Here is a 22993-nt window from a genome sequence, read left to right as displayed (position 1 = left end):
CCACGAATTGAGGAACACGATGTCCACCAGCGAAATCGGTTGCAACCTGATCCACCGGATCAACGTCGGTGACAGCCTCACCCGGGCGGCCTGGCGCAGACCCGAGGCACTGGCGTTGGTCGACGGGGACCGCCGATTCACCTACGGCGAGTTCAACAGCTGGGTCAACCGCGTCGCCCACGGCCTGCACCGTCACGGTCTTCGCAGCGGCGACGCGCTCGCCCTCGCGTCCAGTAATCGCGCGGAGTTCCTCGTCACCTACTACGCCTGCGCGAAACTGGGACTCGTGTGCGTGCCGATCAACCTCGGCTGGGGTACAAACGAAATCTCCTATGTTATCGGCCATTCCGCGGCGAGAGCGGTCATCGCCGAGAACGAACTCCTGCCGCGAGTCCACGAGGCTCTCGCCGATACCGTCGACGCCGTTGACATCTTCCTCATCGACGGTGACGGCACCACAGGGAATCCCACCGTGACCGCCTTCGCGGACCTGTCCAACGGCTCACCGGATTCCGAACCCGAGCATGTAATCGCCGACCGCGCCCCGCTGTCATACCTGTACACCAGTGGAACCACCTCGTTCCCGAAAGGTGTGGTGGGAAACCACGCTGCGATTTACCTCGAATCGATGACCATGGCGCTCGAGGCGCAGTTCCGCGAGGACGATCGGTTCGTTGCAATGATGCCGATGTTTCACACTGCGCAACTCAACACCCACTGCACCGCGGCGATCATGGTCGGGGCCACGATTTTCATCGAACGACGCTTCGACGCTCGCCGACTGTTGGCGCTCATCGAGTCCGAACGGATCACCCAGATCTTCGCCCTCCCGATGATGTACGGCGAAATGCTCGAACATCCGGACATCGGCTCCCGCGATCTGTCCTCGCTTCGCCGCGCGCTGTACGCCATGGCACCCATGCCGCGGCATCTCATCGAACGCTGCATCGACGTCTTCGCCTGCGATTTCTACCTGCTGTTCGGCCAAACGGAGATGAGTCCGACGACCACACTGTTCCGGCCCGAACACCAATTGACCCACACCGGTGCCGTCGGAACGCCGGTGATCGGGGTGCAAGCGGCGATCATGGGAACGGACGGCCGGCTCCTGCCCGCGGGAGACGAGGGGGAGATCGTCTACCGAAGCCCGCACACCATGACCGAATATCTGGACAACCCCGAGGCCACCACCGAGGCCTTCGCCCACGGATGGTTCCATTCCGGCGACATCGGACGGTTCGATGAGGACGGCATCCTCTGGTTCAGTGACCGATTCAAGGACGTCATCAAGACCGGCGGCGAGAACGTCTCGTCCCTCGAAGTCGAGCGCGCCATCTATCAGGCCGATCCCCACATCGCGGAAGCAACTGTCGTCGGGCTCCCCCACCACCGATGGAGCGAGGCGATCACCGCGGTCGTGGTGCCGGCCTCCGGCACCACGGTCGATCCCGCGACACTGATCAGCACGATCAAGAAATTGATCGATCCGTACAAGACCCCCAAGTCGATCATCGTGGTCGATGCACTCCCCCGAACCTCGACTGGCAAGATCCAGAAGAACGTGGTTCGGGACAGGTTTGCCGAGCACTATGAAAGAAGGTGATACGACGATGGTGAAGAGTAGTGGGATGATCGACGACAGAACCGAGCCGGTACGAACGCGGGACCCAGCGCGCCGCTACAGGATTTTGGCCGCCGCGGCCGACCTGGTGGCGCGCAATGGCTTCAATGCTGTGTCGATGGCCGACATCGGTGCCGCGTCCGGGATCACCGGTTCAGCGATCTATCGGCACTTCGACAGCAAGTCCGCCGTCCTCGTCGAACTCTTCGACAGCGCGATAGACCGCCTGCTCGCAGACGCGGAGCGCACCCTGGACAGTGGAATAGGACTCGAACAGGCACTGCGTGAGCTGGTCGAAGGACAGATCGAATTCGTCGTCGGAAAACGTGAGGTCGCGCAGGTCTACCACAACGAAATCCACAACCTCCCCGAAGCCGACCGACGGCGCCTGCGGCGAAAGCAGCGGCTTTACATCGAGGAGTGGGTACACCTGGTCGACGAACTGCGCTCGGATCTCGATGACGGAGAGGCCCGGGCGGTCGTGCACGCCGCGATCGGGGCGATTCAGTCCAGCTTGTTCCACAGTGTCGGTTTACCGATCGACCGCCTCCGGCAGATTCTTGCCGATTCGGCACTCGCGGTCCTCGGAGTGAGTTCGACGACGACCTAGCACCGCACGAGTCCTGCGGCGGGCATCGGGATGACCATGCAGGATTCCTCCGATCGAACCGCCGCCGCTGTCTCCGACTCGACATCGTCCACCGCCTGCGCTTCGGACGAAGCGTGGCGCACCGATACGAAAAGAGCCCCCCGATAGCGGCGATCGAACCCGTCGCCACAAGCTCGTCTTGTAGCACAATGATGATCGGCCCGCCGGCCCCGATTCTCACCTTTCGAAGAAGGTGGACGGGAAGACGACGAAGTTGCCGGGCAGTCCGGCTATGAGGCAGAACAGGCATCGGCCCCTGCACGATCCCGAGGGATGAATCGTGCAGGGGCCGTGTCTATCAAGCCGGGTCGATCACGATCGCGAAGGCACGCGCCTCCGGACCCGGAGAGCGATTCAACGAGATAAACTTCGCCTCGGTGTACTCGTCGAGAGCATGGGGACCGCCTTCACGGCCCAGACCACTCTGCTTGAATCCACCGAACGGGTAGGCGGGATGAATGACGTGCCAGTCATTGATCCACACCATGCCGGCATCGAGTTCGCGGGCGATCTCGATCGCCTGTTCCTCGTCGCCCCATACCCCGGCGGACAGTCCGTAATCGGTGTCGTTGGCGATCTTGATCGCCTCCTCGACCGAGTCGTAGGTGAGCACGACCAGGACCGGTCCGAACACCTCTTCACGTGCGATCCTGGCGTCGTTGGTCACACCGACGAAGATGGTCGGTTCGATCCAGTAGCCCTTGTCGAACCCGGGACCGGTGGGAACGCCGCCGCCGATCACGGCCTTGGCGCCCTCGGTTTCGGCGATCGCGAAGTAGTCGAGGATCCGCTGATGCTGGACCTTGGAGATGATCGGCCCGACGCCGGTCGCGGGGTCGAGCGGATCACCGACCTTCAGCGTGCGGGCCCGCTCGACCAGCCGCGAGACGATCTCGTCGCGTTTGCTCGAGGGAATCAGCAGTCGGGTGCCGGCTTCACAGGCCTGGCCGTTGTTGGCCAGGGCCGCGAACAGCGAGCCGTCGATCGCGGTGTCGAGGTCGGCGCTGTCGAGAATGATGTTCGGTCCCTTGCCGCCAAGTTCGAGAGTCACTCGCTTCACGGTGTCGGCCGACTGACGCAGGATGCTTTTGCCGACCGCGGTGGAACCGGTGAAGGCCACCTTGCGCACGTCGGGGTGTCCGCTCAGGTGCGCGCCGGTGGGTTCTCCGTCGCCGGTCACCACGTTGAGCACGCCGGGCGGCAGTCCCGCCGCCTCGAACTCCTTCGCCAGCTCGAGTGCCACCAGGGGCGCATGCTCGTCGGGTTTGAGGACGACCGTGTTGCCCGCTGCGAGGGCAGGGGCAATCTTCCACACGATGACCAGCAGCGGAATGTTCCACGGCACGATCGCCGCCACCACACCCAGCGGCTCGCGCCGGACGAGGCCTTCGGCCGGCACCGGACCGATCTCGGGGCCCGCCGTCTCGAACTCGTACGTGGCGGCCTGGTCGGCCAGGTACTGCATCTGTGCGATCGACAGCCCGATATGCAGGGCCCCGGTGATCCGGATGGTGGCGCCGTTCTCCCGTGTCTGGAGGGCGGCGAGCTCATCGATACGGCCGCCGAGCCTGCCTGCGACATCGTTGAGCAGGGCAGCTCGTTGCGCGGGCGGGGTACGCCGCCAGGTGCCCTCTTCGTGCGCCGCTTTGGCCGCGGCGACGGCCTGGTCGACCTGCGCCACACCGCCCTTGGCGACGGTGGCGACGAGTTCTTCGGTTGCAGGGCTGCGAATTTCGTAGTTCTCGCCGGTATCAACCCATTCGCCGTTGATATAGAGCGAGTAGTGCGGGACGCTCATCGGCGTGCTCCTCTTTCTCTGGTGTGACTAGCGACAGCAGTGCGGTGTCGAACGTTTCGATGGTCAGCTGATCTGGCGGGCCCGCCCTTCCCAGAACGGGGCACGGATCGACTTCTTGTCGATCTTTCCGGCCGGATTGACCGGAAGGGTGTCGACGAATGCCACCGTTTTGGGCGCGTGGACGCTGCCCATCTCCCTTTTGACGTGATCGATCAGTTCCTGCTCGGTTGCCGTGACACCGCTCTTGAGGACGATGACCGCATGTACCGCTTCGCCCCACTTCTCGTGTGGGACTCCGATCACTGCAGTCTGCGCAACTGCGGCATGGCCGGCCAGGGCATCCTCAACCTGTCTCGGAAATACGTTGAACCCGCCGGTGACCACCAGGTCCTTCTTACGGTCCACGATGTAGAGGAACCCGTCCTCGTCGAGACGACCGATGTCGCCGGTGTGCACCCAGCCGTCCCGCAGCGCCTCGGCGTTGCGGGAGACGTCGACGTAGCTGAGCATCTGTCCCAGCTGCCGAGACACGATCTCCCCGGGTTCGCCGAGCGGCAACACCTGATCTGTTTCGTCCTGGATAGTCACGTCGACGTGGAACAGAGGGCGACCGGCCGAGGCGAGCCGCTTGATCCACACCTCGCTGTCCACGCGGTGCTCGTTCTTGCGCAGACAGGAGACGTACCCGGGTTCGGTCCCGGCATAGGCCTGGATGAAGATCGGGCCGAACACGTCCAGCGCCTGACGCAGGCGGTCGGGGGCGATGGGAGATCCCGCGTAGATCATCGTCCGCAGCGACGTCAGGTCGTGCGCTTCGCGGCGCGGATGGTCGAGCAACAGGTAGATGATGGTGGGTACGACGGCGGTGGCGGTCACCTTCTCCTGCTCGATGGTGCTCAGCAGTGTGTCCACGTCCAACCCGGGCAGCATCACGTTGGTGCCGCCCCGCAGGAACGTCGGCATGACGAAGATCTGCGTGTAGTGCGTCAATGGCGCACCGTGCGCGAAGACCTCACCCCAGGCGATGTCGCCGATCTCGAGACCCGCGGTGATGCTGTAATGGCCCCAGGTGAAGTGCGAGTTGACCACACCCTTGGGGTCCCCGGTGCTCCCCGAGGTGAACAGGACGTACGCCTCGTCGTGGACGTCGATCTCCACCTCGGGACGAACCGTCGGCTGCGAGCGGAAGAGTCCGTCGTAGCCGAACACTTCGCCGATCTCGGGGGGCGCCGAAGCCGGACTGCTCCCGATCCGGATCACGGTCTGCAGCTTCGGCAGGTCACCTCTGATCTCGGCGACGACTGCGTCGAACTGGGCGTGATAGATCAGCGTGGTGGCATCGGTCTGCGTGAGACTCGACCGGAATGCGTTGGCAGCATTGCGAGTAGGCATCTGTACCAACACCCCGCCAGCCGCCCAGATCCCATGCTGCGTGGGGATGAATTCCAAGCAGTTGGGCATCAGAAGACCGACGCGCTCGCCCTTCTGCAGCCCCAAAGAGACGAGTCCGTTCGCTACCTGGTTGCGCCAGTCGAGAAGCTCGCGATAGGTCACCCGACGATCACCATCGACGATCGCGACGTTGTCCTTGTAGTAGGTACATGCCCGATCGAGCACGTCCGGCAACGGCCCCCACATGGTCAGGATCCAACGAGAACGGACGGGTCGAATCCCTCGACCCAGTACTCCGGCGTCACGATCGGGATGCCGAGTTCCTGCAGCACAGGGGTGTCGTTCCAGTACGTCGTTTCACGGACGATCTGTCCGTCGCTGTCGAGCTGGTGCCAGGTGATGCCGCGGGTGGACAGCGTCTTACCCTCGGTCGGAACTCCGCGGTAAGTGGCGAGACCGGTGCCCGTCCAGTTCCACAGGATCACCACGGCCGGGTTTCCGGCGACGCCGGCCACCGGGAACGAGTCGGTGATCTCGAAGGAGTGCAGGCCGACACCGTTGGCCGTGTCGGTGTTCGCGTACGGGGCCAGCTTCGGCGCCAGCTCATCTTTGGTGATGGCTGTGTCGGTGACGTGGTCGGAATCGGCGTGGTCGTCGTAGACCAGGTCGTCGGCGTACAGGGCGACTGCCGCCCCGGTGTCGGTGGTCAATGCGGTGATCCAGCGCCGGGCGTGCTCTTCGTGCTTACTCATGGTGTTCGTAGCTTCCTTTCGCAGGGTTCGGTGTCAGACGAGGACAGCGGACTTGGTCACGCTGGACGGGTCGACGGGCTGTCCCAGGTCCGCCACCGCAGTCGCGACATCCCACAGGCTCGCTTCCCGGGTGATGAGGCCGGCTTCGTTGTAGATGTGGAAGGTGATTCCCCGCGCCCCGGGCACCTTCCCGTTGGTCGGGACTCCGACGAACGCGGTCGCCGTGGGCGCCTTCCAGGTCCACCGGTAGATCGCCGACTTCTCGTCGCCGACAACCTCGTCGATCCGAAAGTTGTTGATTCCGATGCCGTTTTCGGTGTCCTTGTTGGCGTACGGCGCGAAAACGCGGAGGAGCTCGTCCCTGTCGGTGATCTTCTGGCCGAGGATCGGATCCTCGAAGAGGAAGCCGTCGGCGTACAACGCCACGACCGCTTCAGGGCTTTCTCGGAAGGCCTTCAGCCACTTGACAGCAAAGGAATGACTCATGAATATCGCTCTCCTCGGTGGTTGTCATGGTCCCCGCGGATACTCGAATATCGATGTGCTCCGCTCACTTCAGGAACACCTTCACGGTATTGCGTAGGTCACACCGACGGCGACTTACTTGGGGAGGAAACCCACCCCTCAACAGGGGGATACTCCGACGAGGAGGCGCTGGGGATCGGGACCACGATCACCGAGCCGGCAGGTCCGGAATGCCGACACGGCTGCGAGCGGTCGTCAGTACCGAAACGGGCGCACCGGGAACATAGGTTGGCGCCGGAATAGAACCGCCGCCCGGCAGAGTGCCGGGCGGCGTGACGCTGATGAGATGGTGCCGAATCGACTACGCGATGCGGTTTCCGATCGACCAGGCAATGGCCTGTGAACGATTGGTCGCACCGAGCTTCCGCAGGATGTGCTTGACGTGCGATTTCACCGTCCCCTCTGTGATGACGAGGGACTCGGCGATGTCGTTGTTGGTCGCCCCCGCCGCCATCAATGTGAATACCTCTTGTTCGCGGGCGGTGAATTCGGCGAGCGGGACCAAGCTGGGGCGCGAGGCGAAGTCCGCCGACGGGTCGATTCCGGCAGGATCGGAGTCTGCCCGGCCGGCCGAGGCCATTCCCGATTCGCACAGCTCGTCCATCGTCGCCACGGTCGAGGAGAGGATTTCCCTGATTTGGTCGCGTTGACTCCGCAACCGCTCCATCAGCGACGTCCGCTCGTAGATGTAGCCGACCCCTTCGGTGAACGCCCACAGGACGTCGCGGTCGATCTCGTCGATCCGGCTCGGAACCGGGAAGTGGTCGGCATGAAGCAAACCGACAACGTTGTTGTCGAGAACTAGGGCGGAGACCACGTACGAGCGTGAGCGACCCGACTCGACGATGATCGGCCGGTATACCGGCGCGTTTTCCGTGTCGTAGACGATCGCCGGCCGATGATCAGTCAGCAGCCGCGCCTCAGGAGCCCGCTCGTCGAACGGTATCCCGCGATCGATCCAGTCGGTGAACCATGAGTCCGATTCATCGCCCTCGCCCAGGTACGCCTTCCACGGTTTCCATGTTCCCGCCTCGACTCGCGACAACACCACCCGCCGGAATCCGCAACGAACGGCCACGTCCTCACAGAGGCGGTCGAGGAGGTCGGAGGTGCTCGGGACGGTCCGCAACCGGTGGAGTCCCGCCGAGCACTCGGCCAGACGTTCGGTCCTGCGGCCCATTTCGTTCAGGTACAGATCCATCGCCACCTGCTGCAAGTCGAGCACAGTCTTGGTCAGCCGCTCCACCTTGGCAGTGTCGGCTCCCGCCGCCCGTCGCAGCTCGTCGACGCAGTGATGCGTCAGGACCGAGATCGCCTCTGCGGAATGGGCGGGACGCTCGTGCCGGATCCCGGGAAGAGTGGTCGAACCGACATCAGCGAAGATCTCGTCCCGGATGGCCTCCAGCCGAGTGATCAGCTCGATGTCTTTGCGTCGCCATCCCTGCAAGGATCCCCGTGCCGTCTGGTGCTGCGTCGTTGCGATCAATGCCTGTGTCATAGCGTCCGTCCCATCGAACGTTTCATCTTTCCGTATCGCGCGATGGCGCTGGCCCTGTTGGTGGCACCCAACTTGCGGAAGATGTGTTTCACGTGGGATTTCACCGTGCTCTCGGACACGGTCAGCTGGGCAGCGATTTCCGCGTTCGACGCGCCTTTCGACAGCAGTTCCACCACATCGACCTCGCGTGCGGTCAAGTGCCGTTCGGGCCGCCCTACGACCGCCACCTCCGACGATCCGCTCTGCGGCCGGGAAGGATCGACCACCGCCGGAGGCAACATCCCGATGGGGGCGTCGAGGGTCAGCGGGCCACCGTGCACGTCGTCGATCATCGCTTCCGTGGCGCTGAAGACCATACCGAGCCGGTCACGCTGCTCACGCAGTCGCTCGGTGAGCACCATCCGTTCGTAGATCGGTCCCAGCCCGTCGGCGAAGAACCGAACGATGTCACGGTCCGCGGACGTCAGCACCCGCCCGGAGATATTGGTGTCGGCATGAAGTAGGGCGACGACCGTACCGTCGACCACCACCGGCGCAACGACATAGCTTGTGGTCCTCGACAACCTGATGAGCGGACGATACGTCCGGGTTTCTGCCCCGGCATCGCTTACCAGCATTGGGATCCGGCGCCGTACGACATCGGCCTCGAGCGGTGACGCGCTCAAGGGGATCTCCAGATCGCTCAGATAGTTGCGCAGCGCGGCGGAGATGGCCTCGGAGACCAGGTGCAGGGTGTGCGGAATCCACATCGAACCCTGGATGCGAGAGACCAGAACCCGGTCGAATCTTCCTGCGGTACAGAGTTCTTCGGCCGAGCTACTGAAGAACTGGCCGGGCCCGGCCGCCGTCGAGCGCAGGCGGGCCAGCGAACCGAGCACTCGCTCGAGACCTTGCTGGGGAGTCAGGCAGGCCTGCTCGTAGAGGACGCCCTGCGCGTGGTGTAGCTCCTCGAGAATGGCGGACAAAGCAGTGGTCTCATCGATCGTGTCATCCGCGTTTCGGGTCTCGGCGGCCTCCATCCCCGCCATTTCTCGCATCGCGGCCGCCATCTCGCTCAGCCGGTGGGCGACGGACGGCGGGGCGGCGGAAGTATTCACTGTTCCTCCATCTCGGGGTGCGGGGCATCCATGGCCGCTATGTCGGCGACGTCCATCCTCGGGATGCTGCGGCACTACACCTGCCTTCAATTCACCACGTCGTGGCTGACGATTTACTTATGTCTGCCATTGTGGTGACCCGCATCACTATTGTCAACGCGGCGACTTTGAATACCCCCTCGTCAGCGGGTATGCGCTGGAATCACGCAGGGTTGCAGTCGCGGCCGATAGTGAATTGCCCTTAACTATGGAGCCGGGGAGTGTCAGCCATACAATACGCGGCGGGCGGCCAGGCGGACACGTTCCTGCACGTTGGGCTTGCAGCGCAACCGTACCGTCCTGGATACATCGTTGACGATTGTCAGAGCAGCGTGAACCCGGAATCGCACCTCGGTGTCGTCGAGTTCGGGCCGGGTTGCTTTCAGGAGTTGGAACCACTGCCCGACGTAGTCGTGCTGCGCGCAGCGCACGGCGTGTCGTCGGGCGGGTGGAAGGCTGAGTACCTCGCAGGTCAGCACGGCCAGCAGGTCGTGGTGGATCATCGCGAACGCGATGTACGCATCGACCGCGGCGTCCAGAGCCTCCTGGGAGGTGTCCGCGGAGAACAGTGCCTGCGACAGCCCCAACTGGAGCGGTTCCGCGCCCCGGTCGATCACGGCGGCCAGGAGATCGGCCTTCGTATCGAAGTGTCGGTACACGCTGGCGCTGTGGACCTGCACAGCGGCTGCGATCTCGTCCATCGTGACTGCTTGGTATCCCTTCGCGCCGAACAGTCTGGTGGCCGCGCCCAGGAGTGCCTCGCGGCGCGATGCCGGCACCATGCCGCCCCGTCCGGGAAGATCGGCAGCCGGTTCAGCTGCACTGTCCAACGGCGCCGCGCTTACATCCACGGCCATAGTGGCGAGCAGGTGGATCAAACGGCCCGGCAGGATCTCGGTGCGGTGATAGCCCGGGCTGGTCAGCACCGCAAGAGTGCACCACGCCAGCAGTTCCGCGTCAGCGGCGCTCACCCCCGGCACGGAATGGCCGAGCACTGCGGAGAGACGCGACACCACATCATGCAATCGCGCGCGCAGGGCCGCCTGTTGCTCCGGCGGCAGGTGTCGAATCTCGCGATTCCACAGAACTCCGAGGTTACGTCGAGTGGCGGCTGTTTCCGCCAGACCGTGCAGCAGCACCGGGAGGTCATCGATTCCGTGCGAGATCAGCAGCTCACCCGCCTGGTCGAAGCTCTCGGCCACCGTGCAGGCGAGCAATTCCTGCTTACTCCGAAAATGCCGGTACAGGGCCCCGGCGGTGATCCCGACGGACGAGGCGATGTCCTCGGTACCCACATTGTGGTAGCCGCGTTCGGAGAACAGGATGCTCGCGGCGGTCAGGATCTGGGCCCTGCGGTTCCGTGGACGCGGAGTGCTCGTGAGCCGAGCTCGCCTCGGGCGCACTAGTTCGTCGATGCTCCTCACCCCCTTCGACGCATTCGATGTGGCTTGAGATTTACTTACTGGGGTTGTAGCTTGATTTTCAACCTAGCATGCGCCAACACCACTTTTTTGGCATTTACTTAGGCGCAAATACCCCTGCCTCTCGTGGTTCTCGCAAGGAGACTGCTGTGTCCATTTCCGAAGCGTTGGCGAATCGATTGACCGTTCCGTTGATCGCCGCCCCGATGACGGAGGTATCCGGCCCCGACCTGGTCATCGCGGCGTGCCGCGAAGGCGTCGTGGGGTCCTTGCCCACCCACAATGCGGCAACCACCGGCGAACTCGACCACTGGCTCACCCGCATCGAGACGGCCCTGAGCGAGGTCCCGAGGCCTGCCCCCTTTGCACCGAACCTCGTGGTGCACCGATCGAACCGGCGACTGCGCGAAGACCTCGCGTGCCTGGTAGATCACGGCGTAGAACTCGTCATCACCAGTGTCGGGTCCCCCGAGCCCGTTATTGCCCCACTGCGCGGGATCGGATGCCAGGTCTACGCCGACGTCGCGTCGTTGCAGCATGCGGAGCGGGCCATCGCACTGGGCGTGGACGGGTTGGTGCTCCTGACCGCGGGCGCCGGAGGCCAGACGGGCTGGGCAAACCCGTTCTCCTTCGTCCGCGCCGTCCGCGAGCGATTCAATGGCACTATCGTGCTGGCCGGCGGTATCAGTGACGGCGTGGCGTTGCACGCCGCCCAGGTTCTCGGCGCCGACCTCGGGTACATGGGAACGAAGTTCATCGCCACCGAAGAAAGTCAGGCCGACCGCGCCTATCGGCGGGCGCTGGTCGAGGCGAGCCTCGACGACGTCGTGCTCTCGACCCAGGTTGGGGGCATTCCGGCGAGCCTGCTCAAGTGCTGGGTCGATCGCCAGGCCGGAGACGCTGCCGCGCATCCCGCATCCGAGGGCTTCCGCCAGGACCGATTGCTCAGCAACCGCACGGCGTGGAGTGGTGGGCACAGCGTGTCCGGCGTGGACGCGGTCCTCTCGGTCGCCGCGCTCATCGAGAAGACCGCCCGGGAATACGAGGAATCCCGCGCCGGATCGGTGGTGCGGGATAACTCCTCCGTACAGCCCGTCACGTAAGCAGTTCTCGCGCCATCAGTTTCCACTCGCGCAGGTGCGGGTCGGTGGCGGGATCGCGCGGATCGAGCGCATAGGTCAGTGCGGCGCCCCGCATCGAGGTGTTGAGTTGTTCGCGTACCAATTCGTAGCGCGGGCGTGCGCACAACTCGCTGCCGAAGAACGCGTCGGTCGTTGCTCTCACGAGTTGGCCCAGCCGGCGCTCCTCCGGTAGCAGCGCTTCACGTAACTTGTCGTTGGCGCGGGAGGCGAGCCACAGTTCGGTCGCGGCCCAGAAATACGGCTGGTGGAAGGTGGGCCACATGATCTCGATCGCCCAGTCGATACGCTCTGTGGGGTCGTGTGGCCAATCTTCGCGATGCCGCATGTCCTCCATCCGCGCGGTCGCGAGATGCTGGACTGCGGCAACGAGCAGCGCTTCGCGGGAGGGAAATTGTTGTAAGAGACGGCCACGGGATACCCCCGCCTCGTGTTGAATCCGCAACGTGGTGGCGGCGGAGTAGCCGTCCCGGAACAACACCGCAACGGCGGCGTCGAGGATCTGCCTACGTGTGATCGCCCGCCGTTCTTGCTGGGTGCGCTTGACCGAGGCGTCACTGATCGACACCGACATCAGCTCCATCCGTTCGGAGAAAAGCCCTCAACGGGGTTGGCACCACTGCCCACAGTGGTGCCAACCCCGATCGTAAATGACGCCGCTACTCGTAGGTCTCTCCACGCTCGGCCTTGGCCACCAGTGAGGCGGGCGGCTCGAAGCGAGTGCCGTACCGGGCGGCAAGTACGCGGGCCCGCTCGACGAACGCCGCGATCCCACCCGGGTAGCCGTTGATGTACTGGAGGACGCCTCCGGTCCACGCAGGGAACCCGATACCGAGCAGGGATCCGACGTTGGCGTCGGCGACCGAAGTCAGGACCCCTTCGTCGAGGCAGCGCACCGTCTCGAGGGACTCCGCGAACAGCATCCGTTCCTTGAGATCGTCGAACGGGATCTCGGTGCTCCCCGACTGGAATGCCTCGCGCAGCCCCGGCCACAGGCCGACGCGGCTGCCCGACTCGTCGTACTCGTAGAAGCCGCCACCGGTCGACCGACCGCGACGATCGAGTTCCTCGACCAGCCGGTCGAGGACGGCCTCCGATCCGTGCTCGACCCAGACGGCGCCGTCCGCCTCGGCCGCCGCCCGGGCTTCCTGACGAATCTTCCGCGGCAGGGTCAACGTCAGCTCGTCGAGCAGCTGCAGCGGGGGTGCGGGATAGCCGGCCTGTGCCCCCGCTTGCTCGATGATCACCGGTTCGATTCCCTCGCCGACCGCGGCGGCGGCCTCGTCGAGGAATTTCGTAATCACGCGGCTGGTGAAGAAGCCGCGGCTGTCGTTGACCACGATCGGGGTCTTCTTGATCTGCTGTGCGAAGTCGAAAGCCTTCGCCAACGTTGCCGGCGAGGTGTGTGCGCCAACGATGATCTCGACCAACGGCATACGTTCGACCGGGGAGAAGAAGTGCACACCAATGAAGTCTTCCTTACGGTCGACGCCTTCGGCCAGCGTGGTGATCGGCAGCGTCGACGTATTCGAGCCCAGCACGGCGTCGGGGGCGACGACGTCCTGGATCGACTTGAAGACCGCCTGTTTGACCTCCACGCTCTCGAAGACCGCCTCGACGACAAAATCGACATTCGCGAAGTCGGCCGGATTGTCGGTCGGGGTGATGCGGGCGAGCAGCGCGGTGGACTTCTCCTCGGTCGTTGTTCCACGCGCGAGGGCCTTGGCCTCCAGTTTTTCGGCGTAGGCCTTCCCTTTTCGCGCCGACTCGATCGATACGTCCTGTAGCACGACGTCGATTCCCGCCTTGGCCGAGACATAGGCCACCGCGGCACCCATCATCCCGGCGCCGATCACGCCGACCCTCTGCGCCGCGAACCTGGGATGCCCCTCCGGCCGGCTTCCGCCGGCTTTGATGCTCTGCAGATCGAAAAACTGCGCCTTGATCATGTTCGTCGACACCTGACCGGTGACGAGACCGACAAAGTAGCGTGTCTCGATCTGCGCCGCCGTGTCGAGGTCGACCAACGCACCCTCGGCGGCGGCAGCGAGGATGGCCCGCGGCGCCTCGAGGGGCGCCCCCGCCACGGTCCGGCGCAGGTTCGCCGTCACCGCCGGATTGAGCGCGGTACCGCCGGGGATCCGGAACCCCTTCCGGTCCCACGGCTGTACACCGCCCTCGGGGTTGTCCTTGATCCACTTCTTGGCGGCGGGAACGAGTGCGTCGGCGCTGGCCACCAGGTCGTCGACGAGGCCGAGCGTCTTCGCGGCCGCGGGGCCGAAGGTCTTCCCGGTCAGCAGCAGGCTCGTCAGTGCCTTCTCGAGCCCCAACATCCGAACTGTCCGGGTGATTCCGCCGACACCGGGTAGCAGACCGAGCGTGACTTCGGGCAGTCCGAAGATCACCGATCTCGAATCGACCGCGATGCGGTGGTGGGTGGCCAGGGTGATCTCGAGGCCACCGCCGAGTGCTGCGCCGTTGACCGCCGCCACCACCGGACGGCCCAGGGTCTCGAGACGTCGGAACTGGGCCTTGATCCCATTCGCGAAGTCCGTGAACTTGACCGCGTCCTGCGCGGTGGCACGGACCAGGTCGTTGAGGTCACCGCCCGCGAAGAAGGTCCTCTTCGCCGACGTGATCACGACACCGGTGACAGATTCACGCTCGGCCTCGAGCCGGTCGAGTACGTTGCCCATGGACTCGACGTAGTGCGAATTCATGGTGTTTGCGGACTGGGCCGGATCGTCGAGGGTCAGCAGCACGATTCCGTCCGAATCCTGCGACCACGTGATGGTTGATGTTGCACTCATGTTGTTGCCGTTGCCTTTCAGACTCGCTCGATGATGGCCGCGATACCCATGCCGCCACCGACACACAGGTTGATCAATGCGCGCCGGTCGCCGCGCCGCTCCAACTCGTCGACCACCGTTCCGACGAGCATCGCGCCGGTCGCTCCCAAGGGGTGGCCCATGGCGATCGCGCCGCCGTTGACGTTGAGTTTCTCGTCCGGAATGGCCAGATCCTTCTGGAATTTCAGGACCACCGAGGCAAACGCCTCGTTCAGTTCGAACAAATCGATGTCATCGACGGTGAGTCCGGCGACATCGAGGGCCTTCAGAGCCACCGGGGTGGGGGCGGTGAGCATGATCGTGGGGTCGGCCCCGGTGACAGCGGTGGCGATAACCCGGGCTCGGGGTGTGAGGCCGAACTGTTTGCCGGCCTTCTCGTTGCCGATCAAGACCAGCGCCGCGCCGTCCACGATGCCGGAACTGTTACCGCCGTGATGGACGTGGTTGATCCGCTCCACCGACGTATACTTCTGCAGCGCAACAGCATCGAATCCACCCTGTTGACCGAGTGTCGCAAAGGAGGGCTTCAGTGAGGCCAGCGATTCCACGGTGGTGCCTGGGCGGCGGTGTTCGTCGTGATCGAGCAGCGGGACACCGTTGAAATCCTTGACCGGAACAACCGACTTGGCGAAGTATCCACCGGACCAGGCGGCCTCGGCGCGAGCCTGCGACCGCGCTGCGTAGGCATCGACGTCTTCGCGGCTGAAACCCTCGATCGTGGCGATCAGGTCCGCACCGATTCCCTGCGGGGCGAAGTGAAGATCGTATGCGGTGGTCGGGTCGTTGAAGAGGGCCCCTCCGTCACTGCCCAGCGGCACCCGCGACATGGACTCGACGCCACCGGCGATCACCAGGTTCTCGAAGCCCGACCGCACCTTCTGGGCGGCCAGATTCGTCGCCTCGAGGCCCGATGCGCAGAACCGGTTGATCTGCAGGCCGGCCACGGTCAGGGGCAGGCCCGCCACCAGTGCCGCGGCCCGGGCGATATCACCACCCTGTTCGCCCACCGGAGAGACGACACCCAGCACGATGTCGTCGACGTAGCCCGGGTCCAGGTCCGGAAACCGTGCGCACAGCTCGTCGATCAGGCCCACCACGAGGTCGATCGGTTTGACCGAATGCAGACTTCCGTTCTTGCCCTTACCGCGAGGCGTGCGAATGGCCTCGTATACAAATGCCTCTTCAGACAAGGCAACTCTCCTCGGATCGTGAACGAATCCCTCGGGACGCGGTATTCGAGATGCGCAGAACCCAGGGGACGAAGTGAAAAACCTGCGGTCGAACCACTGTCGCCGACCGTTCGCTCACGGTATCGTCGAACCAACATCCGGTCAACCCTGACTGGATGTTGGAATAGTGGGAGTTCGGATGCTGATCGACGGCAACATAGGCGGATCCATCGACGGGACGGCAGGGGCAAGCCTCCACGAGATACACGAGCAGATCGGACTCGCGGAACGGGCCGGCTTCGACGGGGTGTGGTCGACGGAAGTCAGTCGCGACCCCTTCTTACCGCTTCTGCTCGCCGCGGAGAACGCACCCCGACTCCACGTGGGCACCGCCATCGCAGTGGCATTTGCACGCAATCCCATGACGCTCGCCACGGTCGCCAACGACATGCAGTCCTTCAGCTCCGGCAGATTCACGCTCGGACTGGGATCACAGATCAAGCCGCACATCGAGCGCCGGTTCAGCATGCCGTGGTCCGCGCCGGCGCCGAGGATGCGGGAATTCGTCAATGCACTCCACGCCATTTGGGAGAGCTGGCAAAACCAGACAGCCCTCGACTTCCGCGGGGATTACTACAGCCACACCCTGATGACACCCATGTTCCGACCTCCGCGGAACGAATTCGGCCCTCCCCACGTAATGATCGCCGCCGTAGGCCCGCAGATGACGTCCGTCGCCGCCGAGGTCGCGGACGGGATGCTCGTCCACGGCTTCACTACCGAACGATATCTCCGGGAAGTGACCGTCCCGCAAATCAAATCCGCTCTCGCCAAGGCCGGAAAGACCTTCGAGAATTTCACTCTGTCCTATCCCGGACTCGTCGTCACCGGATCAGATGAACAGCAATTCGAGGAAGCGGCAACCGCCGTGCGTAAACAGATCGCCTTCTACGGGTCCACACCGGCGTACCGGGCGGTCCTCGACCTCCACGGTTGGGGCGACCTGCAGACCGAGCTACACCGGCTGTCCAAGCTCGACGACTGGGAGTCGATGACACGACTGATCGACGACACCGTCCTGCGCACCTTCGCGGTCGTCGGCGAGCCCGAGGCGGCCGCGGCCGAAATATCACGCCGCTTCAGCGACATCATCGACCGATTCACCCTATACACCCCCTATGGCCTCGACGCGGCGACCCGGAGCGCCGTGGTCTCCGGAGTGCACAATCGGCATACCACTCCCTGATCCGCCACGGTGGTGCTCGTCCGCCGTGATCGCGCAGGTGAGGTCGGCGACGCCATCGCCGACCGTTGGGTGCGCGAGGTCGATTCGACGAGCGCACGGCTCGGCTGCAGGCGAAAGTACCGGTACGACATCTTGGGAATCTCCCTAAAGGTGGACCCTTATCCCCAAATGGTGTGAGGAACATGGTCGCCCGGTCGGCGAGACTTGAATCACACTAAAGGATTTCACACGGTTGGGTCACAGTACGGGAGGAAGTAGATGTCGGTCGATCCTTCGGCGATCATCGTCGCAGTCGCCACAGCACTCGGCGGCGCGATACACGGATCGGAGGCCCCACCGGCCTTGAAAGACTATGGCACCCAACAGGTACAACAGATCACCGATGCCGCACCCGCGGTCGGGCAACAGGTCAACGACGCCGTCGAGCAGCTACCGCCCGAGGCGCAAGGCGCAGCACAGCAAGCACTCACCGATACCGCGGATGCAGTCCAGGACGCGATAGAAACGTACGCGCCACCACCTGAGAGCGCCTCTCCCCCACCCGACACCACCGGCGACACCACTGGCGAGATTCCTGCCACCGAGCCCGAATACGAATACGAATACGGCGGGGCAATCCCCGAATACGGTGACACCGCTGACCGATTCGACTCGACGCCGCGTGCCGTCTCGGAGATCTCCCACCTCCCCACCGTCTCCGACGCCTCCACCCCGGCAGCCTCACAGCTGGGCGCGATCGCAGTATTCGTCCCCTGGTTCCAGAAGGCAGGAAGTATCTGCGACGGCATCAAGGCTCCTGTCCTGGCGGCCTTGTACTCGGCGGAGAACAACTTCCTATACGGCGCCTCGGCGCCCGTGTCTCAGGACGGTGCCCGTGGTCCCGGCCAGTTCATGCCCGGCACCTGGGCAAAATACGGGCGCGACGCCGACGGCGACGGAAAGGCGGACGTCCTTGCTGTCGGCGACTCGGTCATGGCGTCCGGACATCTGCTCTGTGACATGTACGAGGAGATCGATTCGTGGAAGCAGGCCGGCATCGTCTCAGGTGACGTGCTGGACCTGACGCTCGCCGGATACAACGCCGGGGTGGGAGCGGTCCGCCGATCGGGCGGAATGCCCTCGGGACTCCCCGACTACGAGAATCAGACAAAGCCCTACGTGGCGAAGATCCGCGCGGCCGAATCCCGGTACGCGGCGATCCTCGATTCTGGGTCGGGCGACAGGGGAGGCGTCGGCAGCAGGATCGTCGAGGCTGCCCTACGTTATCTCGGCCTTCCTTACGTGTGGGGCGGCGGCAACGTGAACGGGCCCTCCGGCGGCGGTTTCGACTGTTCCGGACTCACCTCCTACGCCGTCCACGCCGCAACGACAGAGAATGTATCCCTACCTCGGACGTCGGAAACTCAGTGGAAGGTCGGTACCGAGATTCCCCTCGCCGACGCAAGACCCGGTGATCTGTTGTTCGGCAACTGGGGTCCAGCCGGTCCTGGGCACGTCGCGATCTACATCGGCGCCGGCAAAATGGTGCACGCGCCCACCACAGGCGACGTGGTCCGTGTCTCTCCCGTGTTCGACGGAATGAAAGCGCGGCGAGTGGTGTGAGACGGCACCCGGGGATCCGTCGACACGGGCTCGACCACCATCCTGAGTGCGCCCCGGCCGAACCGCGGAGCCAGCGAACATCGCCTAGGGTTACGAGGAGGGCACCAGCAGGGAGGCCTTGGCCCAGCGAGCGGGAATCGCAACGTCGTCTATCTACCACCATGTTTCAGGCACGACCGAACTGCTAGAGCGACCGTTGGAGCGGGCACTCCCCGCACACTTCGCCCTCCCCACCGAACGGCAGGTCAGCAGCGGCCGCCACATCAACCGCCTCAAGTACCTCGTCCGGCGCACCGCCGAGATCCTGGTCGCAGAACTGCCCTACGTCACCCTCCTGCTGCGCGTTCGTGGGAACACTCCCGTGGAACGCCGTGCCATCGCCCGTCGACGGGAATTCGTTCTCTTTGTGCGTGGGTGACCTCGTCGTCGTACCGCGGAGGAGGGAGACCTCCGGCCAGGCATCGATCCCGCGCTCACCGGCCGCCTTGTGTTCGGCATGATCAACTCGCTCATCGAGTGGCACCGGCGGCGATGGAGGATCAGCCGAGCGTCTCGCCGAGGCAGTCCTACGCCCGACCTTCGAGTGAATGCGGCGTCGGTAGGGGCTGACCAGATGGGATCTGCCGCCACCCCTGCTGTCCACTCGAATTTGGGAACAGCACCGAATCGCACTGGATTAAAATGGGAGTTGGATCACACTGGTTGGAGGTGCGCATGAACCGCTCGCGGGCGGACTTCGCCCCGAATGCCGAGGCCACAGTCGTGGAACATCCTCTGACCTGCCGCAATAAGGTAGAAGTACATAGAGGATTGAGCCACCGATGGACGAGTTCGATGAAGTCGACCTGCCGAATACTCAGCGCGATGTGAGCCGCGATATCGCCACAGAATTGGACACGGCCGGGCTCGAGAATGCGGAGGAGGTCGGGCGCGGAGGATTCGGGGTGGTCTATCGCTGCATCGAGCGTTCCCTCGGTCGGACTGTCGCCGTCAAAGTGCTGACCTCCGATGTCGGACCCGACGACCGCACCCGCTTCGTACGAGAACAACGCGCCATGGGCAAACTCTCCAGCCATCCTCACATCGTCCAAATTCTCCACGTCGGCGTCACCGCGAACGGCTCCCTCTTTCTCGTGATGCCCTACCACGAACACGGTTCTCTCCAAACCCTTCTTCGGCAAAAAGGCCCCTTCCCGTTGCCCACAGTGCTCGGGATCGGCGTGAAGCTGGCCGGGGCTCTGGCGGCCGCTCACCGCGAGGGCATCCTCCACCGTGACATCAAACCCGCCAACATCCTGATCACGGGATACGGCGAGCCGCAGCTGACCGACTTCGGCATCGCCCGGATCGGTGGCGATTTCGAAACATCCGCGGGCAGCATCGTCGGCACTCCCGCCTTCACCGCCCCTGAGGTGCTCAAGGGCCAAGCTCCTAGTCCCGCGTCCGATGTATACGGTCTCGGTGCGACGCTGTTCTGCCTGATGACTGGCCACGCCGCCTTCGAGCGCCGCACCCAGGAAGGGGTGGTCGCACAGTTCGTGCGGGTCACCAATCAACCGATCCCGGACCTGCGTGAGGACGGTATTCCCGACGACGTGTGCACCGCCATCGAACACGCCATGGCGGGCGATCCCGCCGATCGACCAGCCTCGGCCGACGCATTCGGAAACGAGCTTCGAACGGTCCAACTCCTGCACGGGCTGCAAATGGATGCGATGGCCATGCCCGCCGATCCATTCCGGGCCACATCGCCGCCGCCCGGAACGGGCGGCGCTCCCGCGTCGAAGACGTCGGCAGCAGTGCCCAACACCCCGCCCACCGCCGCCACCAAGTTCCGTCCCCCCACCTCGGCTCGGCCACTGGTCGAGCGCCGACGACTCCTCGAGACCCTCCGCGCCGGTGCTGGACGACGCTTGACAGTGATCCACGCCCCCGCAGGTTTCGGTAAGAGCACCCTGGCCTCCCAATGGCGCCACGCTCTCGTCGCCGACGGAATGCCCGTCGCCTGGCTCACCATCGACCGCGATGACAACAACGTCACCTGGTTTCTGTCCCACCTGGTGCAGGCGATCCACACCGCGCTGCCCACGATCGCGCCCGAACTGGAGCGCATCCTCGAAGACCACTACGAAGATGCCGCGCGATACGTGCTGCCCTCGTTGATCAACGACATCCACCACAGTGACCGCGCGATCGCCATTGTGATCGACGACTGGCACCGGGTTACCTCACCCGACACTGTGGCGGCAATGAACTTCCTACTCGAGAACGGATGTCATCACGTCCAGGTCATCGTCGCCACAAGATCCCAAACAGGTCTTCCGCTGAGCCTCATGCGGGTACGCGACGAACTCATCGAGATCGGGCCGACGGCAATACGTTTCGACGGCGCGGAATCCCGGGAATTCCTCGTCGACGTCAACGGACTCGCACTGGACGACGAAGAAGTGAGCAGCCTTCGAAGATCGACCGACGGGTGGGTCGCGGCGCTGCAACTGGCGTCCCTGTCGCTACGCGGCCGCAGCGATAGCTTGGACTTCATCGCGCATCTTTCCGGAGGCCACCATGCCATCCACGAATACCTGGTGGAGAACGTCCTGAGCACACTCGAGCCGCCGATCCTCGAGTTCCTCCTCGCAACAGCCATCACGGAGAAGACTTGCGGTGACCTCGCCGGCATGCTGACACACGTTCCATCCGGCCAAGAAATGCTCGAAGAAGTCGAACGGCGAGATCTGTTTCTTCAAAGCGTCGATGACGACAGGGACTGGTTCCGCTACCACCACCTGTTCGCCGATCTCCTCCATCGCCGCCTCGAACGCCTCCATCCTGGCCGCCGTGAAGAACTCCACCGGATCGCGGCCCATTGGTTTGCCGACCACCACATGCTCAGCGAGGCCGTCGACAACGCTCTTGCCGCCGGCGACACCGACCATGCCCTTCGACTGGTCGAAGACGGCGGAATGACACTCATCGAGGACTCGCGGATGACAACCCTCCTCGGCCTGGTCGCGAAACTTCCTCCGAACCTTGCTGTTACAAGTGCCCGACTCCAATTGAACATCGCGTGGGCGAACATACTGATGCAGCGTCCACGACAGATGAGAGCTGCACTCGATCTCTTCGATGCCGCACTCACGAAGACCGAGGCAGACGAGGCTGCGGCTCACGCCCTTCGCGTCGAAGCCGCCGTCGTCCAAGCATCCGGAAAACTCTTCGCCGACGAGATCGCAGGGGTACAGGAACTCATCGCCGATTGCTTGCACCACCCCGATGCGGTGCGGCCCTTCCTCGCGTCGGGCGCCGGCAGCATCGCTTCCTTCGTCGCCCTCTACACATTCGACTTCGACGCAGCACGTCGTTGGCAGGACTGGGCAGCCGCGTATCACGCGCAAACGAGCGGGCCCTTCAGTGTCATGTACGGATACTGTCTGGCTGGCGCAGCGGCATACGAACAACTCGATATTCCCGCGGCCGAGAACTACTTCCGATCCGCAGTGGCGATGACCGGGAAATCTGGGGTCCATGCCCATGCGGCACGACTCGCCGGAGCCCTGCTCGGAGCGCTTCTCTACGAGAAGGGACAGATTGCCGAAGCCGAACGGCTCTTGGACGAAAGCTACAAACTCGGTTCCGAGGGAGGCGGCCTCGTGGAATTCATGCTCGCCACCTACGGCACCGGATCACGGGTCAAAGCCTCACTCCGACATCATGAGGAGGCCGAACGTCGACTCGAGGAGGGCGCCAGGATTGCCGAATCGCTGCGGCTACCACGTCTGGCCGCCCGGATGGTCAACGAACGGATCCGCTCAGGTGCACCCGTCGACGAGGAGGTCCGCACCCGACTGATCGGCTTGAACGCGTACCGTCCGCAAGCAGACGGGATCGCCACCATCACATCCGAACTCGACGAAGACTCTTCGATCAGACTTCTGCTCCGCGACGGTTCCTCCGACACCGTTGAGCACGCCTGTTCGCGGGCGAAGGAACTCGTACTCAGCATCGAAAAACAGGCCAGACCCCGGGCGCTCATCCGCGCGGAACTGCTGTTGGCGATGTGCTTGTCCGTCGCCGAGCGGTTCGTGGAAGCGCGCACCGTGCTGGCTCCGGTCGCAGCGAAATGCACGGAGCTCGGACTAACCCAGATACTGTTGGACGAGGACGCGCGCATCGCCAACCTACTGGCCTCGACCTGA

At 64.1% G+C, this 22993-nt stretch carries 17 protein-coding genes; 7 read left to right on the top strand and 10 right to left on the bottom strand.

Annotated features, from left to right (window positions below; genetic code table 11):
- Positions 1-19 precede the first annotated feature (19 nt).
- Both R4P95_RS13345 and R4P95_RS13340 read left to right on the top strand, forming a co-directional pair.
- Entirely contained in the window at positions 20-1603 is a 1584-nt protein-coding gene (locus tag R4P95_RS13345) for an AMP-binding protein (protein ID WP_317744234.1), read from the top strand.
- 25 nt (positions 1604-1628) lie between these two features.
- The gene (locus R4P95_RS13340) at positions 1629-2231 is read left to right on the top strand and encodes a TetR/AcrR family transcriptional regulator (RefSeq protein WP_213577594.1); all 603 of its coding nucleotides are present in this window, start codon (positions 1629-1631) and stop codon (positions 2229-2231) included.
- 337 nt (positions 2232-2568) lie between these two features.
- Here R4P95_RS13340 and R4P95_RS13335 read toward each other — a convergent pair whose 3' ends face one another.
- The 7 genes from R4P95_RS13335 to R4P95_RS13305 form a co-directional block, all read right to left on the bottom strand.
- Entirely contained in the window at positions 2569-4068 is a 1500-nt protein-coding gene (locus tag R4P95_RS13335) for an aldehyde dehydrogenase family protein (protein ID WP_317744235.1), read from the bottom strand.
- Positions 4069-4131: 63 nt separating this feature from the next.
- Positions 4132-5706: an AMP-binding protein gene (locus tag R4P95_RS13330; RefSeq protein WP_213575950.1), complete on the bottom strand. Its 1575-nt coding sequence runs from the start codon at positions 5704-5706 to the stop codon at positions 4132-4134.
- A gap of 2 nt (positions 5707-5708) precedes the next feature.
- Complete coding sequence (locus R4P95_RS13325) at positions 5709-6212, bottom strand: ketosteroid isomerase-related protein (RefSeq protein WP_213575949.1); 504 nt, start codon at positions 6210-6212, stop codon at positions 5709-5711.
- Positions 6213-6245: 33 nt separating this feature from the next.
- Complete coding sequence (locus tag R4P95_RS13320; protein WP_213575948.1) at positions 6246-6698, bottom strand: ketosteroid isomerase-related protein; 453 nt, start codon at positions 6696-6698, stop codon at positions 6246-6248.
- 340 nt (positions 6699-7038) lie between these two features.
- Positions 7039-8235: a helix-turn-helix transcriptional regulator gene (locus R4P95_RS13315; RefSeq protein WP_213575947.1), complete on the bottom strand. Its 1197-nt coding sequence runs from the start codon at positions 8233-8235 to the stop codon at positions 7039-7041.
- Entirely contained in the window at positions 8232-9332 is a 1101-nt protein-coding gene (locus R4P95_RS13310) for a LuxR C-terminal-related transcriptional regulator (RefSeq protein WP_213575946.1), read from the bottom strand. The genes R4P95_RS13315 and R4P95_RS13310 overlap by 4 nt, the downstream gene beginning before the upstream one ends.
- A 263-nt stretch (positions 9333-9595) precedes the next feature.
- Positions 9596-10774, bottom strand: coding sequence for a TetR/AcrR family transcriptional regulator (locus R4P95_RS13305; protein WP_213575945.1), 1179 nt, complete (start codon positions 10772-10774; stop codon positions 9596-9598).
- A gap of 167 nt (positions 10775-10941) precedes the next feature.
- Here R4P95_RS13305 and R4P95_RS13300 point away from each other — a divergent pair, with 167 nt between their 5' ends.
- Positions 10942-11895, top strand: a complete 954-nt coding sequence (locus R4P95_RS13300) for a nitronate monooxygenase (protein WP_317744236.1) — start codon at positions 10942-10944, stop codon at positions 11893-11895.
- Here the strand turns inward: R4P95_RS13300 and R4P95_RS13295 are convergent.
- From R4P95_RS13295 to R4P95_RS13285, 3 genes are all read right to left on the bottom strand, one after another.
- Entirely contained in the window at positions 11888-12514 is a 627-nt protein-coding gene (locus tag R4P95_RS13295; RefSeq protein ID WP_213575943.1) for a TetR/AcrR family transcriptional regulator, read from the bottom strand. The two genes, R4P95_RS13300 and R4P95_RS13295, sit on opposite strands and share 8 nt — an antisense overlap.
- A 76-nt stretch (positions 12515-12590) precedes the next feature.
- The gene (locus R4P95_RS13290) at positions 12591-14741 is read right to left on the bottom strand and encodes a 3-hydroxyacyl-CoA dehydrogenase NAD-binding domain-containing protein (protein ID WP_213575942.1); all 2151 of its coding nucleotides are present in this window, start codon (positions 14739-14741) and stop codon (positions 12591-12593) included.
- Between the two features lie 17 nt (positions 14742-14758).
- Positions 14759-15970 carry an acetyl-CoA C-acetyltransferase gene (locus R4P95_RS13285; RefSeq protein ID WP_317744237.1) on the bottom strand — a complete coding sequence of 404 codons (1212 nt, stop codon included), beginning with the start codon at positions 15968-15970 and terminating at the stop codon, positions 14759-14761.
- 178 nt (positions 15971-16148) lie between these two features.
- Between R4P95_RS13285 and R4P95_RS13280 the strand changes: the two genes are divergently transcribed.
- From R4P95_RS13280 to R4P95_RS13265, 4 genes are all read left to right on the top strand, one after another.
- A complete protein-coding gene (locus R4P95_RS13280) occupies positions 16149-17195 on the top strand; it encodes an LLM class F420-dependent oxidoreductase (RefSeq protein ID WP_213575940.1) in 1047 nt (348 codons plus the stop codon).
- 258 nt (positions 17196-17453) lie between these two features.
- Entirely contained in the window at positions 17454-18797 is a 1344-nt protein-coding gene (locus R4P95_RS13275; protein WP_213575939.1) for an NlpC/P60 family protein, read from the top strand.
- 196 nt (positions 18798-18993) lie between these two features.
- Positions 18994-19215 (top strand): hypothetical protein, encoded by a 222-nt coding sequence (locus tag R4P95_RS33575; RefSeq protein WP_397517679.1) that lies wholly within the window; start codon positions 18994-18996, stop codon positions 19213-19215.
- A gap of 403 nt (positions 19216-19618) precedes the next feature.
- Positions 19619-22993 carry a protein kinase domain-containing protein gene (locus R4P95_RS13265; RefSeq protein WP_317744238.1) on the top strand — a complete coding sequence of 1125 codons (3375 nt, stop codon included), beginning with the start codon at positions 19619-19621 and terminating at the stop codon, positions 22991-22993.

This window comes from Rhodococcus sp. IEGM 27, assembly GCF_033142305.1.
GTDB classification, from domain to species: Bacteria; Actinomycetota; Actinomycetes; order Mycobacteriales; family Mycobacteriaceae; genus Rhodococcus_F; species Rhodococcus_F oxybenzonivorans.
This window is presented reverse-complemented; position numbering and strand designations above follow the sequence as displayed.